The organism is Uniformispora flossi (assembly GCF_049534875.1).
GTDB classification, from domain to species: domain Bacteria; phylum Actinomycetota; class Actinomycetes; order Streptomycetales; family Streptomycetaceae; genus Yinghuangia; species Yinghuangia aomiensis.
Window position 1 is genome coordinate 396,376 of record NZ_JBMULZ010000003.1, and the last position, 18,387, is coordinate 414,762.

An 18,387-nucleotide genomic window follows, 5' to 3' on the forward strand; every position below is an offset into this window, starting at 1 on the left:
CCCGGCGCCGGACGGCGCAGTCCCTGCGAACGAGCCCGTGGACGAACCCGCGCCCTCCCGCGCACACGGCTACCGGCCCCGGCACACCCTGCCCTTCCGGGTCGAGGCAATGCGGCAACTGCGCCGCCGACGCACGCTGGTGATGCTGGGGCTGCTCGCGGCGCTGCCGTGGATCCTGGTCGTCGCGTTCAAGGTGGGCGGCTCACCGTCGCGCGACAACGTGCCGACGCTCGTCGACGTGGCCACCCGCAGCGGGCTCAACCTCACGGCCTTCGCGCTGTTCGTGTCGACCGGGTTCCTGCTGGTCGTGGCGGTCGCGCTGTTCTGCGGCGACACCGTGGCGAGCGAGGCGAGCTGGTCGTCGCTGCGCTACCTGCTCGCCGCGCCCGTGCCGCGCGCCCGGCTGCTGCGGGTCAAGCTCGCGGTCTCGCTGGCCTACAGCGCGTTCGCACTGGTGCTGCTCCCCGCGATGGCGCTGCTCGCCGGGACGATCGCCTTCGGGTGGGGGCCCCTGGAGATCCCGATCGGCGGGACGCTGGGGGCAGGCGACGCGATGGAGCGCATGCTGATCGTCGTCGTCTACGGGATCGTGTCCCAACTCGTGGTCGCCGCGGTCGCGTTCTGGCTGTCCACGGTCACCGACGCGCCGCTCGGCGCGGTCGGCGGCGCGGTCGGGCTCGTCGTCGTGTCCAACATCGTCGACGCGGTGACCGCGCTCGGATCATGGCGCGATGTCCTCCCCACACACTGGCAGTTCGCCTGGGTCGACGCGCTGCAGGCCGACCTGGAATGGGAGGGCATGGTCAAGGGATCGGCGATCTCGGTGGCCTATGCGTGCGTCTTCATCGCCCTGGCTTTCCGGCACTTCGAGCGCAAGGACATCGTTTCCTGACCCCTGCGCGGGCGGGGTGAGCGGGCTCGACACGTGTCACCGCGAGCCGGGGCATTTTGCCTGATTCCGACTGTTCACATCTCCGCTACCGGCAGGTAGTTTGCGTCCGCACGTGTTCCTGTTACTCCCGGGTACACCCCTGCGACGAAGGCGAGGATCATGTCCCCATCCCTGCCGTCCCACCCCAAGCGAAGACTGATCGGGGCGCTCACGGCCGCCCTGCTCGCGGTCGGCGGCCTTGGCACGCTGGCCACTTCGCCGTCCGCCGCGGCGGGCACCACGGCGACTCCGCTGCGGGCCGACCTGGAAACGGTCCGCGCCGCGGAGGCGCAGCAGCTGTACGGCGACCCGGCCGTCAAGCCGATGGCCGACCGCAAGACGTCGCTCATCTCGCTCGGCGACAGCGAGATCTCCGGTGAAGGCGTCGGCACCTACGAAGCCCCCACCGACGGCCCGGACAACTGGTGCCACCGCTCGCCGCTCTCGGCGATCCACCGCACCGGCATCCCCGCCGACGTCACCTACAACGTCGCCTGCTCGGGCGCGTCGTCGGTCAACATCCGCATCGGCGGGAGCAAGCAATACCCCGACGAGCTGGTGCAGTCCGACAACCTCGCCATCAAGGCGCGCAACACGCGCCTGAAGATGGTCCTGCTCGTCATCGGCGCCAACGACGACCTGCAGTTCGGCCCGACCGTCACCGACTGCGTCACCAAACGGGTGTTCTTCCAAGGCGAGTGCTACGGCACCTACCAGCCGCAGTGGCCGGGCCGCATCGCCGCGCTCCAGCCCAAGGTCGAGCAGTCGATCCGCGACCTGCGCACCGTCATGACCGACGCCGGCTACGCCAACGGCGACTACAAGCTGGTCGTCATGGGCTACCCCTCGCCGATGAGCCCGGACGTCGAGGACAACCCGAACTTCCCGGGCTGGTACGACGGCGGCTGCCTCGGCTACCTGCGCGACATGGCGTGGGGCCGCAACGAGGCCGTCCCGATGTTCGCCGAAGCGGAACGCAAGGCCGCGGCGAACACCGGCGCCGTCTACCTCGACAACAGCCGGCTGTTCCACGGCCACGAAGTCTGTACCGACAACACCTGGGCACGCGGCCTGTACTTCGCGAACCTCGACCTGTTCAACGAGAACACCACGCGCCAGTCCTTCCACCCCAACGAGCGCGGCCACCTCGCGTTCGCGTCCTGCCTGACGCAGCTCTACAACTCGAACTACCAGACCGCGGGCTGCGTCGACCCGGCCAGCACCGGCACCCCGGTGCTCACCGAAGGGGTCAAGGACTTCCGGCAGTTGCGGAACGAGGGCACCGGGTTGTGCGCCGACTCGTACGGCTACTCGTCGCGCAACTACACCGCGATGGAACTGTGGGCGTGCAGCGGCGGCCGCAACCAGGGCTTCTGGTACGACCCGTCGTACCAGTCCCTGCACATCGAACTGAGCCACGACCGCTGCCTCGACCCGCAAGGCGGCGCCCGCACCACCGGCACCCCCGTGGTGCTGTGGAACTGCAACGGCGGTGACAACCAGCGCTTCGTGCTGACCGGCGGCACCATCCGCCCGGCCAACGCGCAGACGCTGTGCCTGGCGCCGTCCGGCGCGGATCCGACGCTCGGCGCCAAGCTCGTGCTGGCGGCCTGCGACGGCTCGGCGGCCCAGCGGTTCGTCTCCGAACCGCACCAGGCCGCGGTGTTCACCGAGCTGAAGGCCGGCAACACCGGCAAATGCCTGGACATCAACGCCGGGACGATGGCGAACGGCACCAACGTCATCGCGTGGGACTGCACCGGCAACACCAACCAGAAGTGGTACCGCAACCCGGCGACCGGCCAGGTGCACAGCCTCAAGGACCCGACGTACTGCCTCGACAACCGGGGCAGCGTGGCGGCAGGTGCCGCGCTGGGGATCTGGGCGTGCAAGGACGGCACCGGCGCGGTGCGCGACAACCTGCGGTTCGACGCGTCGAACGGGGCGCTGGTGAGCCGGGTGTCGGGGCTGCGCATCACGGCGCCCACGAGCGGCACGGGCGCGGTGACGCAGACCGCGGCCAACGGCTCGACGGCCCAGGTGTGGAACGCGGGGGCGAGCGCCCCGCTGACGTTCAGCCCGATCCCGTATGACGCTTACTGACCGGGGCTGTTCCGGTAGGTGAGTGGTGACACACCGAGGCCCGGCTCCGGGAAGGGAGCCGGGCCTCGGTGCTGCGCCCTTACGGGCGCTTGCCGATCTGCAGCGTCGGGCTGGTCACGTCGGCGAAGAAGTCGTTTCTTTGGTTTGTCTCACTGGAACGACTGCTAGCGTCCGGAGCATGATCGAGCAACCGCGCGTACTCGGGGGAGTGCGCCTCAGCGTGACGACGGACGACACGACGTCGCCGGAGCGCCAGCGCCAGGGCATCGAGCACTGGGCGTACGGGCCGACGGTGAACGCGACCATCGTGGGGTGGGCGGAAGACCTTGACGTCTCGGGTGGCCTGCACCCCTTCAAGCGGCCTGGACTCGGCCCATGGCTCACCGAACGGGCCGACGAGTTCGACGTCATGGCCTGGCTGAAACTGGACCGGCTGACGCGGCGCTCCGCGCATTTCTGCGAGCTGTACGACTGGTGCCAGGAGAACGGCAAGACGATCGTCTCCATCACCGAGGGCATCGACATGTCCACGCCGATGGGGAGGATGTTCGCCCAGATCATCGCGGCCTTCGCCGAAGGCGAGTTGGAGACGATCCGAACCCGGGCTCTCTCCGGCGCTCAGACGCGCCGGAACATGGGTGTGTGGGTGGGCGGAGTCGAGCCTTTCGGCTACGTCTTCCAGAAGTTGGAGACCGGCGGCAAGCGGCTGACTCCGGAACCCGAGTACGCCAAGGTCGCGGAAGAGATGATCGGCCGTCTCAAGGATGACTGGTCCACGTACAAGATCGCTCGGGACTTCAACGAACGTGGCGTTCTGACCTGGCGCGATCGACTCCGCGTCTTGAGGGGCGAGGAGCCCCGCGGCTTGCAGTGGACGTCCAGCACGGTGCTTGCCTGCGTCAGGAATGCCACCATCGCCGGGTACTACACGTACAAGGGGAACCTCGTCGAAGACGATGAAGGCAACCCGGTCGCCATCACCGATGAACCGATCATGCCGTACGCGGAGTGGGCGGAACTGGTCGCAGGATTGGAGGCGAACAAGCGCGTCCTCCGCTCGATCCCGTCGCGATCGATGCTGGGCGGCGTGCCCGGGTGCGGCAGTTGCGGCAGCCGCATGTCTGCTGCCCGCAAGTCCCGTCAGGGTTCGGCGCGTGAGTACCGCTACTACGTCTGCAATACCGGTACGCAGAAGGGGACGTGCCCCAATCCGGCACGGGTGCGCTGTGACGACCTGGACTCGGCGGTGAACCGCATCCTGGTGGACGCGATCGGCGAATTCCCGGTGGTGGAGCGTGTAGCGAGCCGGACCAGTGAGATCAAAGCGGAGCTGGCCACTGCCAAGGAACGCTTGAATCGCTTGGAGGCCGACTACCTTGCGGGCCGGTACGACGGCGAGGGACAGGCTGACTCCTACTGGCGTATGCACGCGCCGCTGAGTGCCAAGGTAGCCAAGCTGTCCGCTGCCGTGGCGGAGTCGGAGAGCGGGCCTCGGTACGTGGACACGGGTCGCTCCTACCGTGATGTGTGGTCGGGGATGGACGACGAGCAGAAGCGGGTGTTCCTCCAGCGCCACGAGATCTCGGTGATTGTCCGGCCTGCCGCGGATGCCGAGACGGCCGGTCAGGTGATCGTTACCGTGCCCAACATGCGGCAGCTTGCCGAGCGCGCCGGCCTGCGTCTCCCGTCGCAGCTCGATTGGGACGTCTGGGAGATGACAGAGGAACTCCCGGGCCGTCGCCGTCGTGGTGATGGACAGGTACGCCACTGACTCACCGGGAACGGCCGGGGCCGACGGTCCCGGCCGTTCTGGGCCTTGTGCTCCGCGGAGCCTTCGCTAGGGTTCACGTGGATCAACAACTCAATATCGCTGGGGGTTCCATGCGTGTCGTGTGGCATGTCCAAGACCTGGCCGATCACTTCGGTGTGAGCGCAGCATGGGTGCTGAAGAACGCGAGCCGGATGGGTCTGCCTCACCACGGTCACGGCGATGCGATGACTTTCGACCCCGGCGAGATTGATCGTTGGGTTGCGGCGCGCCGTCTGGCTGATGCCGCATGAGCGTCCTCGCCATCAAATCCGTGCAAGAAGTGCTGGCCGAATCGGCCGCCGTTCCCCCCTTCCTTGTGGAAGGACTGGTGAGTGCGACGGCAACGGTCTTGTACGGCCAGCCAAAAGCCGGAAAGGGCTGGCTGTCCATTTCGCTGGCGCATGCGCTCGCGACCGGAGAACGCGAGTGGCTCGGGCATCGGATCCACGGCTCTGCCCGGCGGGTCCTGGTTGCTTGTACTGATCCCGGTGGTGCGAGTGAGACGGCTACCCGCTATGCCGCCCTCGGCGGTTCAGGGGATCTGCTGATCGCCGATCTGCGCCCGAACGGCGATCCCGACTACTGGTCACGCCTTGCCTGCCAGATTGCGGGCGAGGGGATCGGCGTCCTGATCGTGGACAACTTGCTTGGGGCCATGCCGCCCGGGGGTGAGGTCAACAACCAGGCGCACGTGGCGAGCGTGACCCATGGCCTGAGAAACATCACGGATCAAGGTATCGCCGTGGTGCTGATCCACCATCAGGCCAAGGTGGGTGTGGACGGAGGCGTGAGCCGAACACCTATGGGGTCGCAGCAGATCAGGGCATGGGCACGGTCGTTGCTGCGTCTGGAGCGGCCCGGCGACGGTACGAGGCGTCTTCTGTACGTGGAGGGCAACAACGCGCAGCAGCAGACGCTCTCGCTTGCACTCGACGTTGTGGGCGGTGCCGGATACTTCACCGTCAGCGGCAAACACGAAGACTCACGGGTGCCGAGGAACCGGACAGCTGAGCGTGTGGCAGCGGAGAACGCGGAGGCGCGGTTTGTGCTTGCGTCGACAGAGGCCCGTCGGTTGACCGGCATGCCTCTCGGCCAGTGGCTGGCGGCCAACTCCGGGGAGTCGATGGCGTGCCGTACCGCCGACGCGTGGCGGAAGCGGGTCGAGCGCCTGGAGAAGCGCGGGTTCCTGGCGGCAGGGCCCGATGGCTGGCTCCCAGGCTGGCAGCTCGGCGCGACCGCGGGATAGGTGGACTGGACGGGACCCCCTTGAGAAATCCCCGTCCAATCGGATTGGTCCAGGTCGTGAACATCCAGCCATCGCGGTTGAAGTGAGCCGACGGAGACGGCCCCGGAGCGGGCCGTCTCCACGGAAGCCACACAACATAATCGGCCTTCCGTTGTGCTTTACGTATCAAATGATCGCGATGGATCTGGTCGTTACGTAACCCGTGATCGGCACCGGGGGTAGTACCCGCTGCCCCTCCGGGGGAACCCGCGGGAGGGCCCGCCCTCGCGCGATGTAGGGCCTGGGGTCTCAACGTGCGGCTTGGCATGCCTCCACATCGATGCAGACGTACCGCATGTCTTCGAACGATCCCGGCCTGTCGGAGGGGTAACAGATGTCGATGAGTTCGCGGCGGGGGCGTGGCGTGCCGCACTTGCCGCAGAGGATGACCGTGTCTGGTTCCTGCTTCCGGCACGTCAGTGCGACGCCGAGCATCGCGGCCAGTGCTTCGGCCAACGCGCGATGCTGCGCGATGGTCAGGTACTCCAAGGTGAATCCCTGCGATGGATCGCCGTCGCGGGCGAACTTGAGCAGCGTCGAGTACCCGTTGACGTCCGCCGGTGCCACACGCACCGGAGCGGTCTGCTGGCGTGTGCTCATGGCTCATGTCTCCTCAGGGGCCACGTACGGCAGTTCGAACCAGACGGCCTTGCGGCCGTCGCGGTAGTCCACGCCCCACTTGTCGGCGAAGGCATCCACGATGGCGATGCCACGGCCATGGGTTTCGTTGCCCGACGCGTACCGCAGGAGCGGTACGCGGGGGTCGTCGTCGGTCACGCCTACGCGGATGCGATCCGGGTGGATGGTGAGCGAGATTCCCACGGCGCCGAGCGGCGCCAGGGCGTGCTGAATGGCATTGGTGACCAGCTCCGATGCCAGCAGTCCGGCCGTGTCGGTCAATGCATGGTGGCCGTGATCCCGGAGCACGCTCACCAGAGCGTGACGCAGGAAGGGAACGGCCTGTCGAGTGGCCGACTGCCACGTCTCCCACACCGGCGTCGCAGACGCTGTCACCGTTTCCCCTCCCGATGGCCTGGCTGAGACCACTTCAGGGAAAGTAACGAGAGGCGGGAAATCGGGGGAGGGTGTTTCCCGACCTGGAAAATATCCGTGCTGGAATCCGTGCGGGTTCAGTGCGTCCGGTGGGAATCGCGGATGCGTGTCAGTGCTTCGCGCATGGCATCGCCGGCCAGTGCAGTGGCAGCGAAGCCTTCGAACTTGGCGACATACAAGGCCACGTCCCGCGGATCTGTCACCACGACTTCCGCATGGACGGTCTCCACACTGACGATCCGGTCGTCTCGGATGACGAAAGCATGGTTCGGGATGTCTGTCTGTGGCGCATCCAGGGGTGTAAGTCGAATATCGACGTGGGGCAGGCGCGAAACCGAGATGATGCGGTCGATCTGCGCAGCGAGCTTGGCTGGTGAGACTATCCGCCAGTGAAGGACCGGCTCCGTGATGATGAAGCGCAGGTCTTTGCTGGAGTCGTACAGAACCTCCTGACGCTCCAGCCGCGTGGCCATCGTGCGTCGAAGGACCTCATCACCCAGCGCATGACGCCCCAGCACTGCACGGATGTACTCGGGAGTCTGGAGCAAGCCCGGGATGAGCGCGGGCTGAAACAGACGCAGCAACGACATCTGCGCTTCCAGCGCCTTCGTCTTCTCTTGGGCCTTGTGGAGTCCCGCCCTGCGGATGATGCGCCACGCCGTGGTCTCGGTCGCCGCCGCGCGCGCGATGTTGGCGTACTCGGCTTTGACCTCGTCGGAGACGCCCACGGCCGTCAGGATCTGCTCGACGTCCAGGACGCTGGGACTGACCCGGCCAGTCTCGATCTTGCTGAGCTTCGGGGCGGACATGGCGGCGGCACGGGCCACCGCCTTGGCTTCCTTGCCGGATGCCAACCGCAGGGCCCGCAGTGCCGCGCCAAGTTCCGTCTTGTTCACTCGCCGTACTTCGCCCACCAATCGGCGAAAGGCACGGCGTGCCTCAGCGCTGTGTCTCGGAGCGCAACGTAGTCCGCAGCACTGTCCCCGGGCAGGATCTCCCGGCTGACAATGGCGCCGTCCGCGTCGTAGTTCATCGTGACCGCGGTGGCTTCGTCGAAGAGCCAGAAGTCCGACGCCGCTGATACGGGGTTCGGCTGATCTGTGGTGTCGAGGATGTGGAACTCTTCTCCCGCGGTTGCGTTTGTCCGGTAGCCCCAGCCCAGTTCAAACCGCAGGTACGGCGTGAGCGGCCGGCTCAGGACGTGGACGCGGTAGATCCGCTTACCGGCCTGAGTGATGGCCTGGACTTCCGAACACCACGCGCGGTTGTAGTCGTCCGGCTTGGGATGTCCGTCGAGAAACGCATGCAGGCTCGGATTGCTCGACGGAACCGAGTAGGTGTCGAGCGTCTCCAGGCGGAAGGCTTCTCGCTCGAACGTGTCGAAGAGTTCGTTGAAAGCGTCAGCCATGGTTCTCGCGCGCCAGCTTGTCGAGCAGATCGCGGGGAACCTCCACGATGGCTTCTCCGGGCGGGACATCAAGTCCGTGGTCTGCGGACACGTAACCCTGCACGAGGTACGTACCCTGCTCGGTCACGTAGACCGCAGGGCAGTCCTTCACATCGCAATTACCGGCTACTTTGACTGGCTTCTGCATGATGCCCTTCCCCCGGCCGGCAGCTTTCCGGTGTCATCCTCGCCACGTGGCCGGACGTCAGGCAAGACGCCATGGTTTCCGGAACGGGAAACCGGGTGCGCCAACGACAAGGCGCCCCGTCCGGAGAGGAGGGGGCGCCTGCTGTCGCGTCGTCAGGTCGCGACCGGTCCGGCCGGTGCCGGTTGCGGATCAGGACTTGCGGACCGGAATGTCCCGGATGAGGGCCTGAGTTGGTTCCAGTTGGTTAAAGAAGTCGTTGCCCTTGTCGTCCACGACGATGAACGCTGGGAAGTCCTCGACCTCGATCTTCCAGACGGCTTCCATGCCGAGTTCCGGGTACTCGATGACCTCGACGGACTTGATGCAGTCCTGCGCGAGGCGCGCGGCGGGGCCGCCGATCGAGCCGAGGTAGAAGCCGCCGTGCTTGGCGCACGCGTCGGTGACCTGCTGCGAGCGGTTGCCCTTGGCGAGCATGACGAACGAGCCGCCGGCCGCCTGGAACTGCTCGACGTAGGAGTCCATCCGGCCCGCGGTGGTCGGGCCGAACGAGCCGGACGCGTAGCCCTCCGGGGTCTTCGCCGGGCCCGCGTAGTACACCGCGTGGTCGCGCAGGTACTGCGGCATCTCCTCGCCCGCGTCCAGTCGCTCCTTGATCTTCGCGTGCGCGATGTCGCGCGCCACGACGACCGGGCCGGACAGCGAAAGCCGGGTCTTGACCGGGTACTTGGACAGCTCGGCGCGGATCTCGCTCATCGGCCGGTTGAGGTCGACGTGCACGACCTCGCCGTCCAGGTCTTCGTGCGTGGTGTCCGGCAGGTACTTGGCCGGGTCGGTCTCCAGCTGCTCCAGGAACACGCCCTCGGCGGTGATCTTGGCGAGCGCCTGGCGGTCCGCGCTGCACGACACCGCGATCGCGACCGGCAGCGACGCGCCGTGCCGGGGCAGGCGGATGACCCGCACGTCGTGGCAGAAGTACTTGCCGCCGAACTGCGCGCCGATGCCCATGTCCTGGGTGAGCTTGAGGATCTCCGCTTCCAGGTCGAGGTCGCGGAAGCCGTTGCCGAGCGGCGAGCCCTCGGTCGGGAGGGTGTCGAGGTAGCGCGCGGACGCGTACTTCGCGGTCTTCAGCGCGAACTCGGCGCTGGTGCCGCCGATGACCACGGCCAGGTGGTACGGCGGGCAGGCGGCGGTGCCGAGCGAACGGATCTTGCCGTCCAGGAACTTCAGCATCGCGGCCGGGTTCAGGATGGCCTTGGTCTCCTGGTACAGGTACGACTTGTTGGCGCTGCCCCCGCCCTTGGCCATGAACAGGAACTTGTAGGCCTCGCCCGCCGCGGCGTACAGCTCGACCTGGGCCGGCAGGTTGTTGCCGGTGTTCTTCTCGTCCCACATGGTCAGCGGGGCCATCTGCGAGTAGCGCAGGTTCAGCTCGGTGTACGCGTTGCGGATGCCGCGCGACAGGTGCTCCTCGTCGCGGCCGTCGGTGAGGACGTGCTGGCCGCGCTTGCCCATGACGATCGCCGTGCCGGTGTCCTGGCACATCGGCAGCACACCGCCGGCCGCGATGTTCGCGTTCTTGAGCAGGTCGAGCGCGACGAAGCGGTCGTTGGGGGAGGCCTCCGGGTCGTCGAGGATCTTCGCGACCTGCGCGAGGTGCCCCGGGCGCAGCAGGTGCGCGATGTCGCGCATCGCCTCGCGCGCGAGCAGCGTCATCGCCTCGGGCTCGACCTGCAGGAAACGGCGGCCGCCGGCCTCGAAGGTGGAGACACCCTCGCTGGTGACCAGACGGTACGGCGTGGTGTCGGCGCCCAGCGGAAGCAGGTCGGTGTACGAGCCGGAGAAACTGTCGGCGGGGGGCATGGCCATCCTCACTCGGCGGTATGGGGCGTCCTCCAGCGTAGAACGGCCGCGGGGCGGTACCGGGTGTGAGGTCGGGCTCACTGCGGGGGAGCGGCGGCACGGGGGTGTGGCGGGCGGGAACGCGCGGGATGTTATGCCGCTTATACCGCTTATGAGGCTTTCCTGGGTGGAGTCTGCGGCTCAGCGGGCGGTCACCGTGATGCGCACGCTCGCGCTGTCGGTGCGGCCTTCGGCGTCTTTGACGGTGTAGGAGAAGACGTCGGTGCCGGTCCGGAAGCCGTCGTAGGTCCGGTACGTGCACGCGCCGGAGCGCTTGTCGCACGTGATCAGGCCGTACCGGCCGAACGCCAGCGGGGCGCCGGTCATGCGGAGCCGGTCGCCGCGGTCGTTGGCCAGCACGTCGAGGGCGACCGTGCCGCCCGCGCGGACGGTGGCCGCGTCGTCGGCGGCCAGCGGGGCGGGGTGCTGGGTCGGGGGCCGCGTGGTGGGCGGGACGGTGGTCCGCGTCGGCGTTGGGGGAGGCGTCGTGGCGGGTGGGCGCGTGGGTGCGGGCCGGGTGGTGGGCGGTGCCGTGGGGTGGGGTGATTCCGGGCCGGGGGAACGGGGCGGGCCGGACGCCGCGGTGGCCGGGGGTGCGGCGGCGTCCGCCTCCCCCTCCGCAGGTTTGGGCGTGGTCGACGGCGGTGCCGTGAGGAGGGCGCTCGGGGAGCCGCCGGGCACGGACGGCGCGTCGGAATCCGCGGGTGCGGGGGACTGCCGCGCGGATCCCGCGGCCGGGCCCGGGGGCTCGGGCGGGGCGGGTCGGGCGATGCGCGGCGCACGGTCGTCGGGGTGCCGGCCGGAGTCGTCGCCGGATCCGGCGAGAATCGCCGCGAAGGCCACGCCCGCCATGGCGACGGCGCCCGCGGCGAACGTGAGCTTCCACGCGGCGTCCGGGTGCGGGCCCGGGAGGCCCGGAGCGCCCGAGCCGGTGCCTGCCGGGCCCGGCGCCACCGCCGCTCCGCCCGTGGCCGCTTCGATCAGGGGCGCCGCGGCCGCGGCGGTGCCGAGGACTGCCGGGAGGAGCAGGGCGCGCAGGTGGGCGTTGGCCGCGGTCAGCTCGGCGCACACGCGGGTACACGTGTCGCATCCGGCCAAGTGGTCGTCGACCGCGCGCTTGTCGCGGAGGCGCAGGGTGCCGCGGACGTAGCCGCCGAACCGGGTGCCGTAGTCGCGGCAGCGGTCGGGCAGGCGCCCCACGTGCGCTTCGAGGAAGGCGGCGCTGAGGCCTTCGCGGGCGCGGACCGCGAGTTGGGAGACCGCGTTCGGCGTGATGCCCAGCAACCGGGCGATGGCGCGCGGCTTCTCGCCTTCCACCTCGGTGTGCCACAGCACCGCCTGCCAGCGGTCGGGCAGCGACCCGAAGGCCTGCTGGACGAGCATGAGGTCCGGCTTCACCTCGGCGGATTCCGCCGACGGGCCGCCGAGGCTGTCGAGTTCGGCGTCGTCGCCGGTGAGTAAGACGCCTTTGCGGGCCTTGACGCGGTCGATGAAGGCATTGCGCATCGTCGTGCACAGGTAGGCGCGGAACGACTCCCGGGGTCCGCCGCCGCGCCGCAGTTGGGCGAGTACCTCGACGAACGCGTCGGACACCAGGTCTTCGGCGGCGTCCCGGTCGGCTTCCAGGCGTCGGGCGTGCCGCAGGCCCGCGGCGTGGTGGCGCTGGTGCAGGGCGGCGAACGCGGTTTCCGCGTCGGGGCCGCCGTCGCGTACCCGCTGGGCGAGTTCGGCGTCCGGCGTATCGGGGGCGGCGCCGTCGTGGTGCTGCGGTATGGCGCCGCACACGATGGGAGGTTCGCCGTGCCTGTCCCCGTTCATGTCCGGACAGCTTGCCATGATCGTCGCGGAGCGAACATGCCGAGGGCGACGCCCAGGCCGACCAGCGCACTTCCGGCCACCTGCTCGGGGTGGACCGTGCCGGTGCCGAGGACGAGGGCGGACAACGCCGCCGCGATCGGCACCAGGCCGGAGAACAGCCCTGCGCGCTCGGGGCCGAGCCGGCCGAGTGCGCTGTACCAGAGCAGGAACGCCACGACGGTGGCGATCAGTCCGAGGAACACCAAGGCGGCTGCTTCGGCGACGGTGGGCATCTGGACCATGGCCTCGCCGTCGGACAGCCACCCGATGGCAAGCGACTGCGGCCCGGCGAGCAGCGTCGAGTAGGCCGCTACCCGCAGCGGCCCGAGCCTTGGCAGCAGCGGCACCGCCAGCAGCGAGAAGGCCAGTTCGCACACCAGCACGCCGAGCGCCATGGCCAGCCCGGTCGGGGTGGCGCTGCCGAATCCCTCGACGGCCACCGCACCTGCGACGACCAGCAGCGACGCGGCCACGATGCGCCGCCCGGGCCGCCGTCCGGCCAGCAGCGCGCCGACGGTGGCGAGGACCACCGGGGCGCACCCGAGGATGCTGCCGACCGTCGCCGGGTCGGCGTGGTCGAGCGCGCCGAGGAGGAGCTGGTTGAACAGCGTCTGGCCGGTCAGCGCGAGCAGGAACAGCAGGGCCCACTCGCGCGGCCGCACGCGGATCCGCGGCCGGTCGCCGCCCCGGGTGCGCAGCTTCAGGAGCGCGTACATCGCCACCCCGGCCAAGCCGTAGCGCAGGGCCTGCCCGGTGCCCACCGGATACGCGGTGAGCGCCGCGGACACCCCCGTGCAGGTGCCCACCAGGACCTGGGAAACCGCAGCGGACGTCGCGCCGGTGGACCGCGCCTCTACCGATCGCCTCATGTCGGGTTACGTTATGGAGGCAGTGGATCGGAACACAGGACCACATTTGGCCGTCAGGAGGGGACCACTCGTGAGCGACTTGCTGGTGGGGATCGACCGTGCGCTGGGCAACGTCGGTGCGCAGATCACCGCGGGTCTGCGGGAAGCGGTGCGCAGCGGCCGGCTGGCGCCGGGCGACCGGCTGCCGTCGAGCCGGGCACTGGCCGCCGACCTGGGGGTGTCGCGCGGCATGGTCGTCGAGGCGTACGAGCAGCTTGTCGCCGAGGGCTACCTGACCAGCCGGCACGGCTCCGGTACGCGCGTCGCGCAGCTGCCGGAGCAGCACACCTCGCGCGGCCCCGAGCTGCCGCGCGACGTGAGCGACGTGTCGGAGCTGCCGTTCGACCTCAAGCCGGGATCGTCCGACATGTCGGCGTTCCCGCGTTCCGCGTGGCTGGCGGCGACCCGGCACGCGCTGGCGACCGTGCCGCACAGCCGCCTGTCGTACGGCGACCCCGGCGGCGTGCCCGAGCTGCGTATCGCGCTCGCGGGCTACCTGGGCCGGGTGCGGGCCGCGAACGCGTCGCCGGACCGCATCGTGGTGGTCGGCGGGGTCGCCCAGGGGATCGCGCTGGTCGTGCAGGCGCTGGTCGTCCGCGAGCACCGGCTGCTGGCCGTCGAGGACCCGTCGAGTGCGACCCAGCGCGGGCTGCTGCGCAGCAACGGGCTGCCGATCGTGGGGATCCCGGTCGACGGCGACGGCATAGACGTCGACGTGCTGGCCCGCAGTGGCGCCCGTGCGGTCCTGGTGACGCCCGCGCACCAGTACCCGACCGGCGTGGTGCTGTCGCCGGAGCGCCGGGCCCGGCTGACCGCGTGGGCGCGGGACGTCGACGGCCTGATCATCGAGGACGACTACGACGCCGAGTTCCGCTACGACCGCGACCCGGTCGGCTGCCTCCAGGGCCTCGACCCCGACCACGTCGTGCACCTGGGCTCGACCAGCAAGGCGCTCGCGCCGGGCATGCGGCTCGGCTGGGCCGTGGTGCCGGAGCCGTGGCTGGAACAGATCCGCGAACTGAAGCAGTACGCCGACCTGGGCTCCGCGGTGATCAACCAGTTCGCGTTCGTGCGGCTGCTGGAGAGCGGCGCCTACGACCGGCACTTGCGCGCGATGCGGCTGCGCTACCGGGGTCGGCGGGACGCGGTGGCGGACGCGTTCGCCGAGTTCCTGCCCGAGGTCGAGGTCAACGGCATCCGCGCCGGCCTGCACCTGTACGTCGAACTCCCGGTCGGCTGCAGCGAGGACGCCGTGGTCGCCGCCGCCGCCGAACGCGGCGTCCGGGTGGAGCCGGTCGGCCCGATGCGCGAGGACGCCGCCGCCGGACCGCAGGCGCTCGTCCTGGGCTACGCGATGCTCGCCGAGGACCGGCTGCACGAGGCCGTCCGGCGGATTGCGGAGGCGTGCCGCGAGGTCGTGTGACCGCGAGGCGGGCATGGAGCGGCGGTGTGGCGTGCGTCATGTCTGTGGCGTGCCTTGCCCGGCGGCTATCGTCGTCGTGTGGACCCGACTTCCGAAACCGACGCGCCCGCCACGCCGGCTGTCCCGGCGCCCGCCCCGGCGGCCCCGCCCCCGGTCCTGCCCGCGGTCCCGGCCGACAGGCCGCTGCCGCCCTCGGCGATGCGCGCGTCCGACGCGGACCGCGACCGGGTCGCCGACGTGCTGCGCACCGCGTTCGAGGAAGGCCGTCTCACGGTCGAGGAGCACGCCGAGCGGATCGACATCCTGTACGGCATCAAGACCGTCGGCGAACTGGAGCCGTTGACCCGCGATCTGCCCGTCCCCGGGCGGCTGAATCTGGCCAAACCCGCGACCCCGAGTCCGCGCCCGCGGCCGGATGCCGAGCCGCGGTGGCGCACCGCCGAGCCGTCCGGCCGGCCCGCGGAATCGCCGACCCTGGTCGCGGTGTTCGGCAGCGCGTCGCGGAAGGGCCCCGGGCGGGTGGGCCGGAAGATCCGCGCGGTGTCGGTGTTCGGCGGCGTGGAGATCGATCTGTCGCAGGCGACGTTCGAACATCCGGTCATGTACATCGACGCGGTCACGGTGTTCGGGGGCGTGGAAGTGCGGGTCCCCGAAGGGGTGACGGTGCGCGGGCACGGCGCCGGGATCTTCGGCGGGTTCGACGTCCACCAGCACGAGGCGGAGAGCCCCGACGCGCCGGTTGTGGTGGTCCGCGGCGCGGCGGTCTTCGGTGGGGTGGACGTGCGGCCGAAGCGTGTGAAGGGCCGCAAGAGCTTGGACCGGGAACGCGGCGACGACTGATCCAAAGCGCCGCGAGCATCGGCCAACTTCCGGTATGGCGGGGGTGTTTCGCGGGTGTTGCTTTCCCGTCAGTTGTCGCATTGCGGGGCTTGTACCGGGATTTGGGCGGGTACTCGCTTGGTGGGACGGTCCTACCCGCCGAGAGCGAGGAGTGTTCACGTGCCCGACCGGAGCGATCTGCCTTCCTCCGCAAGCGACATCGCCGAACCGCCCGCCGCCCGCGCGTCCACCTGGATTCCCCCGGCGGCGGGCGCGTGCCGCGTCGAGGACCTCGCCCTGTTCCTGGGCCTGCCCGGGGAGCCCGCGGTCGCCCGGATCGCCCGCGAGGAGGAAGCCAAGCGCATCTGTGCACGCTGCGCGGTGCTGGTGGAATGCCGCGCCGCCGCCCTGGCCGAGGCCGACCCGGAGACCACGGGGGTCCGGGGCGGCCTGACCCCCGAGGAACGGCGCGCCGTCGCCCGCCGCCGCCGACGACGCGGCGGACTGCGCGCGAAGTAACGCTGCCCCGCGTGTGATTCCGCGGGGATCCGTGGCTCGTTCTCCCCGATCCGCCGCGGTCGTCCGTGCGGTCTCCGCCGGGCCGATTCCGCGGCGTCGGTCTCAGGCCCCGTGCCGGGGTGCTTCGCCGACCAAGTGGTCGCGCGTGGTGTCCGTGGTCAGCCGGGCCATCTTGCGGAGCAGTGCCATGAGCTCGGCATGCTCTTCGGGGGACAGGTCCGCGGTGACCTGGGCGAGGAGTTCGCGGCGGGCGTCGACGAGGCGTTCGACGATGTCGTGGCCGGACGCGGTGAGGCCCAGGCGGCCTTCCGCGTCGGTAGTGGCATGGCCGGCGTCCTGGAGCTGTGCGGCGTATTTGCGGACCGAGTCGATCGGTTCGTGGAGCTTTTTGGCCAGGGCGGTGTCCTGGATCGGCCCGAAGTGGTCGAGTTGGACGAGGCCGAACGCGCACGGCACCGAGATGTCGACGCCCGCGCGGGCGATCATGCGTTCGTAGCGGGCCCAGCCGTTCTCCCGGTGGGCGATCTGGGTCAGGGCGCGTTCGACCTCTTCCACCGAGCTGCGCGACGCGTTGCGGTAGGCGTCGAGGCTGTCCGCGGAGGTCGCCTGGCGCAGCGGGATCTCCTTGAGGAACAGGCTGAGCACGAAAGCCGCGACGATGATGATCGAGGCGATCAGGAACACGGTCTGCAGGGATTGCGCGTAGGCGTGGATGAACGTCTGGTGGGCGGCCGGGGGCAGTTTGGCGAGTGCGTCCGGACTGGACGCCACCGAATTCGGGTCGACGCCGGGCGGCAGTTGCAGGCCCGACGTGCGGGCGTCCTCGATGTGGCCGTTGAGCTGGGCGTTGAAGATCGTCCCGAAGATCGCCGCGCCGAAGGACCCGCCGATCGACCGGAAGAACGTCGCACCGGAGGTGGCCGCGCCCAGGTCGCGGTAGTCGACCGAGTTCTGCACCGCGAGCACGATGACCTGCATGACGAGGCCGAGGCCGAAACCGAACACGAACATGGAGAGCGACGACGCGGTCGTGGTCGTGAACTCGTCCATGCGGGACAGCAGGAACATGCCGACCGCCATCACGGCGGTGCCGACGATCGGGAAGATCTTGTAGCGGCCCCAGCGGGTGATGAGCTGGCCGCTGCCGATGGACGCGATGAGCAGGCCGGCCATCATCGGCAGCAGCCGCAGCCCGGACTCGGTCGGCGACGCGCCGTTGACGACCTGCATGAACAGCGGCAGGAAGCTGAGCGCGCCCATCATCGCGAAGCCGACGACGAAGCCGATCGCGGCCGTGATGCGGAAGATCGGCTGGGCGAACAGGTGGAGCGGCAGGACCGGTTCCGCGGCCCTGCGTTCGACCGCGACGAACAGCGCGAGCAGGATGACGGCGGCGACCCCGAGCCCGATGATCTCGCCGGACAGCCACGGGTAGGTCGTTCCGCCGAAGGTGCTGAGCAGGACGAGGCAGGTGGTGGCCGTCGCCAGCAGGACGATGCCGGTGTAGTCGATGCGCGGTTTGCCGCGGGTGACGTCGGTGTGCAGGGCGAAGGCGATGACGATCAGTGCGAGGGCACCGATCGGCAGGTTGATGTAGAAGACCCAGCGCCACGACAGGTTGTCGACGAAGAAGCCGCCGAGCAGCGGCCCGGCGACGCTGGTGACGCCGAAGACGGCGCCGAACAGGCCGGTGTAGCGGCCGCGTTCCCGGGGCGGGACGACGTCGCCGATGATCGCCTGGGACAGCACCATGAGACCGCCGCCGCCGAGGCCCTGGATGCCGCGGAAGGCGATCAGCTCGCCCATGTTCTGCGCGATACCGCACAGCACCGAGCCGATGAGGAAGATGACGATCGATGCCTGGAAGAGCGTTTTCCGGCCGATCAGGTCGCCGAGCTTGCCCCATAGCGGAGTGCTGACGGTGGAGGCGAGAAGGTAGGCGGTGACCACCCACGAAAGGTGGTTGAGCCCGCCGAGGTCGCCGACGATCGTCGGGAGCGCGGTGGACACGATGGTCTGGTCGAGCGCGGCGACCAGCATGCCGAGCATGAGGCCGGTGAAGATCAGCCAGAGCTTCTGGGGACGTTGCGTGGGCGGACCCGCCGCGGTGTCGGCCTGGAGCGAGGACGTGGTTCCGCCGCCTCCGCGGGACTCGGGCACGGGCTCCTCCTGGGGGTGGGCGCTG

General features: G+C 69.6%; 17 protein-coding genes. 8 read left to right on the forward strand and 9 right to left on the reverse strand.

Annotation, left to right across the window (positions count from 1 at the left end; translation table 11 throughout):
* The first annotated feature begins 109 nt into the window (after window positions 1-109).
* From ACPA54_RS08960 to ACPA54_RS08980, 5 genes are all read left to right on the forward strand, one after another.
* Complete coding sequence (locus tag ACPA54_RS08960; RefSeq protein WP_423528307.1) at window positions 110-892, forward strand: ABC transporter permease; 783 nt, start codon at window positions 110-112, stop codon at window positions 890-892.
* Window positions 893-1,051: 159 nt separating this feature from the next.
* Complete coding sequence (locus ACPA54_RS08965) at window positions 1,052-3,034, forward strand: ricin-type beta-trefoil lectin domain protein (RefSeq protein ID WP_423528136.1); 1,983 nt, start codon at window positions 1,052-1,054, stop codon at window positions 3,032-3,034.
* 178 nt (window positions 3,035-3,212) lie between these two features.
* A complete protein-coding gene (locus tag ACPA54_RS08970) occupies window positions 3,213-4,805 on the forward strand; it encodes a recombinase family protein (protein WP_423528137.1) in 1,593 nt (530 codons plus the stop codon).
* 77 nt (window positions 4,806-4,882) lie between these two features.
* Entirely contained in the window at window positions 4,883-5,095 is a 213-nt protein-coding gene (locus ACPA54_RS08975) for a helix-turn-helix domain-containing protein (protein ID WP_423528138.1), read from the forward strand.
* Entirely contained in the window at window positions 5,092-6,090 is a 999-nt protein-coding gene (locus tag ACPA54_RS08980) for an AAA family ATPase (protein WP_423528139.1), read from the forward strand. The genes ACPA54_RS08975 and ACPA54_RS08980 overlap by 4 nt, the downstream gene beginning before the upstream one ends.
* A gap of 288 nt (window positions 6,091-6,378) precedes the next feature.
* Here ACPA54_RS08980 and ACPA54_RS08985 read toward each other — a convergent pair whose 3' ends face one another.
* From ACPA54_RS08985 to ACPA54_RS09020, 8 genes are all read right to left on the reverse strand, one after another.
* Window positions 6,379-6,729, reverse strand: a complete 351-nt coding sequence (locus ACPA54_RS08985) for a hypothetical protein (protein ID WP_423528140.1) — start codon at window positions 6,727-6,729, stop codon at window positions 6,379-6,381.
* A 3-nt stretch (window positions 6,730-6,732) separates the two neighbouring features.
* The gene (locus tag ACPA54_RS08990) at window positions 6,733-7,143 is read right to left on the reverse strand and encodes an ATP-binding protein (protein WP_423528141.1); all 411 of its coding nucleotides are present in this window, start codon (window positions 7,141-7,143) and stop codon (window positions 6,733-6,735) included.
* Between the two features lie 116 nt (window positions 7,144-7,259).
* Window positions 7,260-8,078 carry a helix-turn-helix domain-containing protein gene (locus tag ACPA54_RS08995; protein WP_423528142.1) on the reverse strand — a complete coding sequence of 273 codons (819 nt, stop codon included), beginning with the start codon at window positions 8,076-8,078 and terminating at the stop codon, window positions 7,260-7,262.
* The gene (locus tag ACPA54_RS09000) at window positions 8,075-8,590 is read right to left on the reverse strand and encodes a DUF6879 family protein (protein ID WP_423528143.1); all 516 of its coding nucleotides are present in this window, start codon (window positions 8,588-8,590) and stop codon (window positions 8,075-8,077) included. The genes ACPA54_RS08995 and ACPA54_RS09000 overlap by 4 nt, the downstream gene beginning before the upstream one ends.
* Window positions 8,583-8,777 (reverse strand): hypothetical protein, encoded by a 195-nt coding sequence (locus ACPA54_RS09005; protein ID WP_423528144.1) that lies wholly within the window; start codon window positions 8,775-8,777, stop codon window positions 8,583-8,585. Before ACPA54_RS09005 ends, ACPA54_RS09000 begins: the two co-directional genes overlap by 8 nt.
* A 189-nt stretch (window positions 8,778-8,966) precedes the next feature.
* Window positions 8,967-10,637 carry a fumarate hydratase gene (locus ACPA54_RS09010; protein WP_423528145.1) on the reverse strand — a complete coding sequence of 557 codons (1,671 nt, stop codon included), beginning with the start codon at window positions 10,635-10,637 and terminating at the stop codon, window positions 8,967-8,969.
* A gap of 180 nt (window positions 10,638-10,817) precedes the next feature.
* A complete protein-coding gene (locus tag ACPA54_RS09015; RefSeq protein ID WP_423528146.1) occupies window positions 10,818-12,494 on the reverse strand; it encodes a sigma-70 family RNA polymerase sigma factor in 1,677 nt (558 codons plus the stop codon).
* Window positions 12,491-13,402 carry a DMT family transporter gene (locus tag ACPA54_RS09020; RefSeq protein ID WP_423528147.1) on the reverse strand — a complete coding sequence of 304 codons (912 nt, stop codon included), beginning with the start codon at window positions 13,400-13,402 and terminating at the stop codon, window positions 12,491-12,493. The genes ACPA54_RS09015 and ACPA54_RS09020 overlap by 4 nt, the downstream gene beginning before the upstream one ends.
* Window positions 13,403-13,472: 70 nt before the next feature.
* Here ACPA54_RS09020 and pdxR point away from each other — a divergent pair, with 70 nt between their 5' ends.
* The 3 genes from pdxR to ACPA54_RS09035 all read left to right on the forward strand — a co-directional run bounded on the left by pdxR (window position 13,473) and on the right by ACPA54_RS09035 (window position 16,202).
* Window positions 13,473-14,864, forward strand: coding sequence for a MocR-like pyridoxine biosynthesis transcription factor PdxR (pdxR, locus tag ACPA54_RS09025; protein ID WP_423528148.1), 1,392 nt, complete (start codon window positions 13,473-13,475; stop codon window positions 14,862-14,864).
* Between the two features lie 78 nt (window positions 14,865-14,942).
* Complete coding sequence (locus tag ACPA54_RS09030) at window positions 14,943-15,704, forward strand: DUF1707 SHOCT-like domain-containing protein (protein WP_423528149.1); 762 nt, start codon at window positions 14,943-14,945, stop codon at window positions 15,702-15,704.
* A gap of 159 nt (window positions 15,705-15,863) precedes the next feature.
* Window positions 15,864-16,202: a WhiB family transcriptional regulator gene (locus tag ACPA54_RS09035; protein ID WP_423528150.1), complete on the forward strand. Its 339-nt coding sequence runs from the start codon at window positions 15,864-15,866 to the stop codon at window positions 16,200-16,202.
* Between the two features lie 102 nt (window positions 16,203-16,304).
* Here the strand turns inward: ACPA54_RS09035 and ACPA54_RS09040 are convergent, their stop codons facing one another.
* The gene (locus ACPA54_RS09040) at window positions 16,305-18,362 is read right to left on the reverse strand and encodes an MFS transporter (RefSeq protein ID WP_423528151.1); all 2,058 of its coding nucleotides are present in this window, start codon (window positions 18,360-18,362) and stop codon (window positions 16,305-16,307) included.
* Window positions 18,363-18,387: the final 25 nt, after the last annotated feature.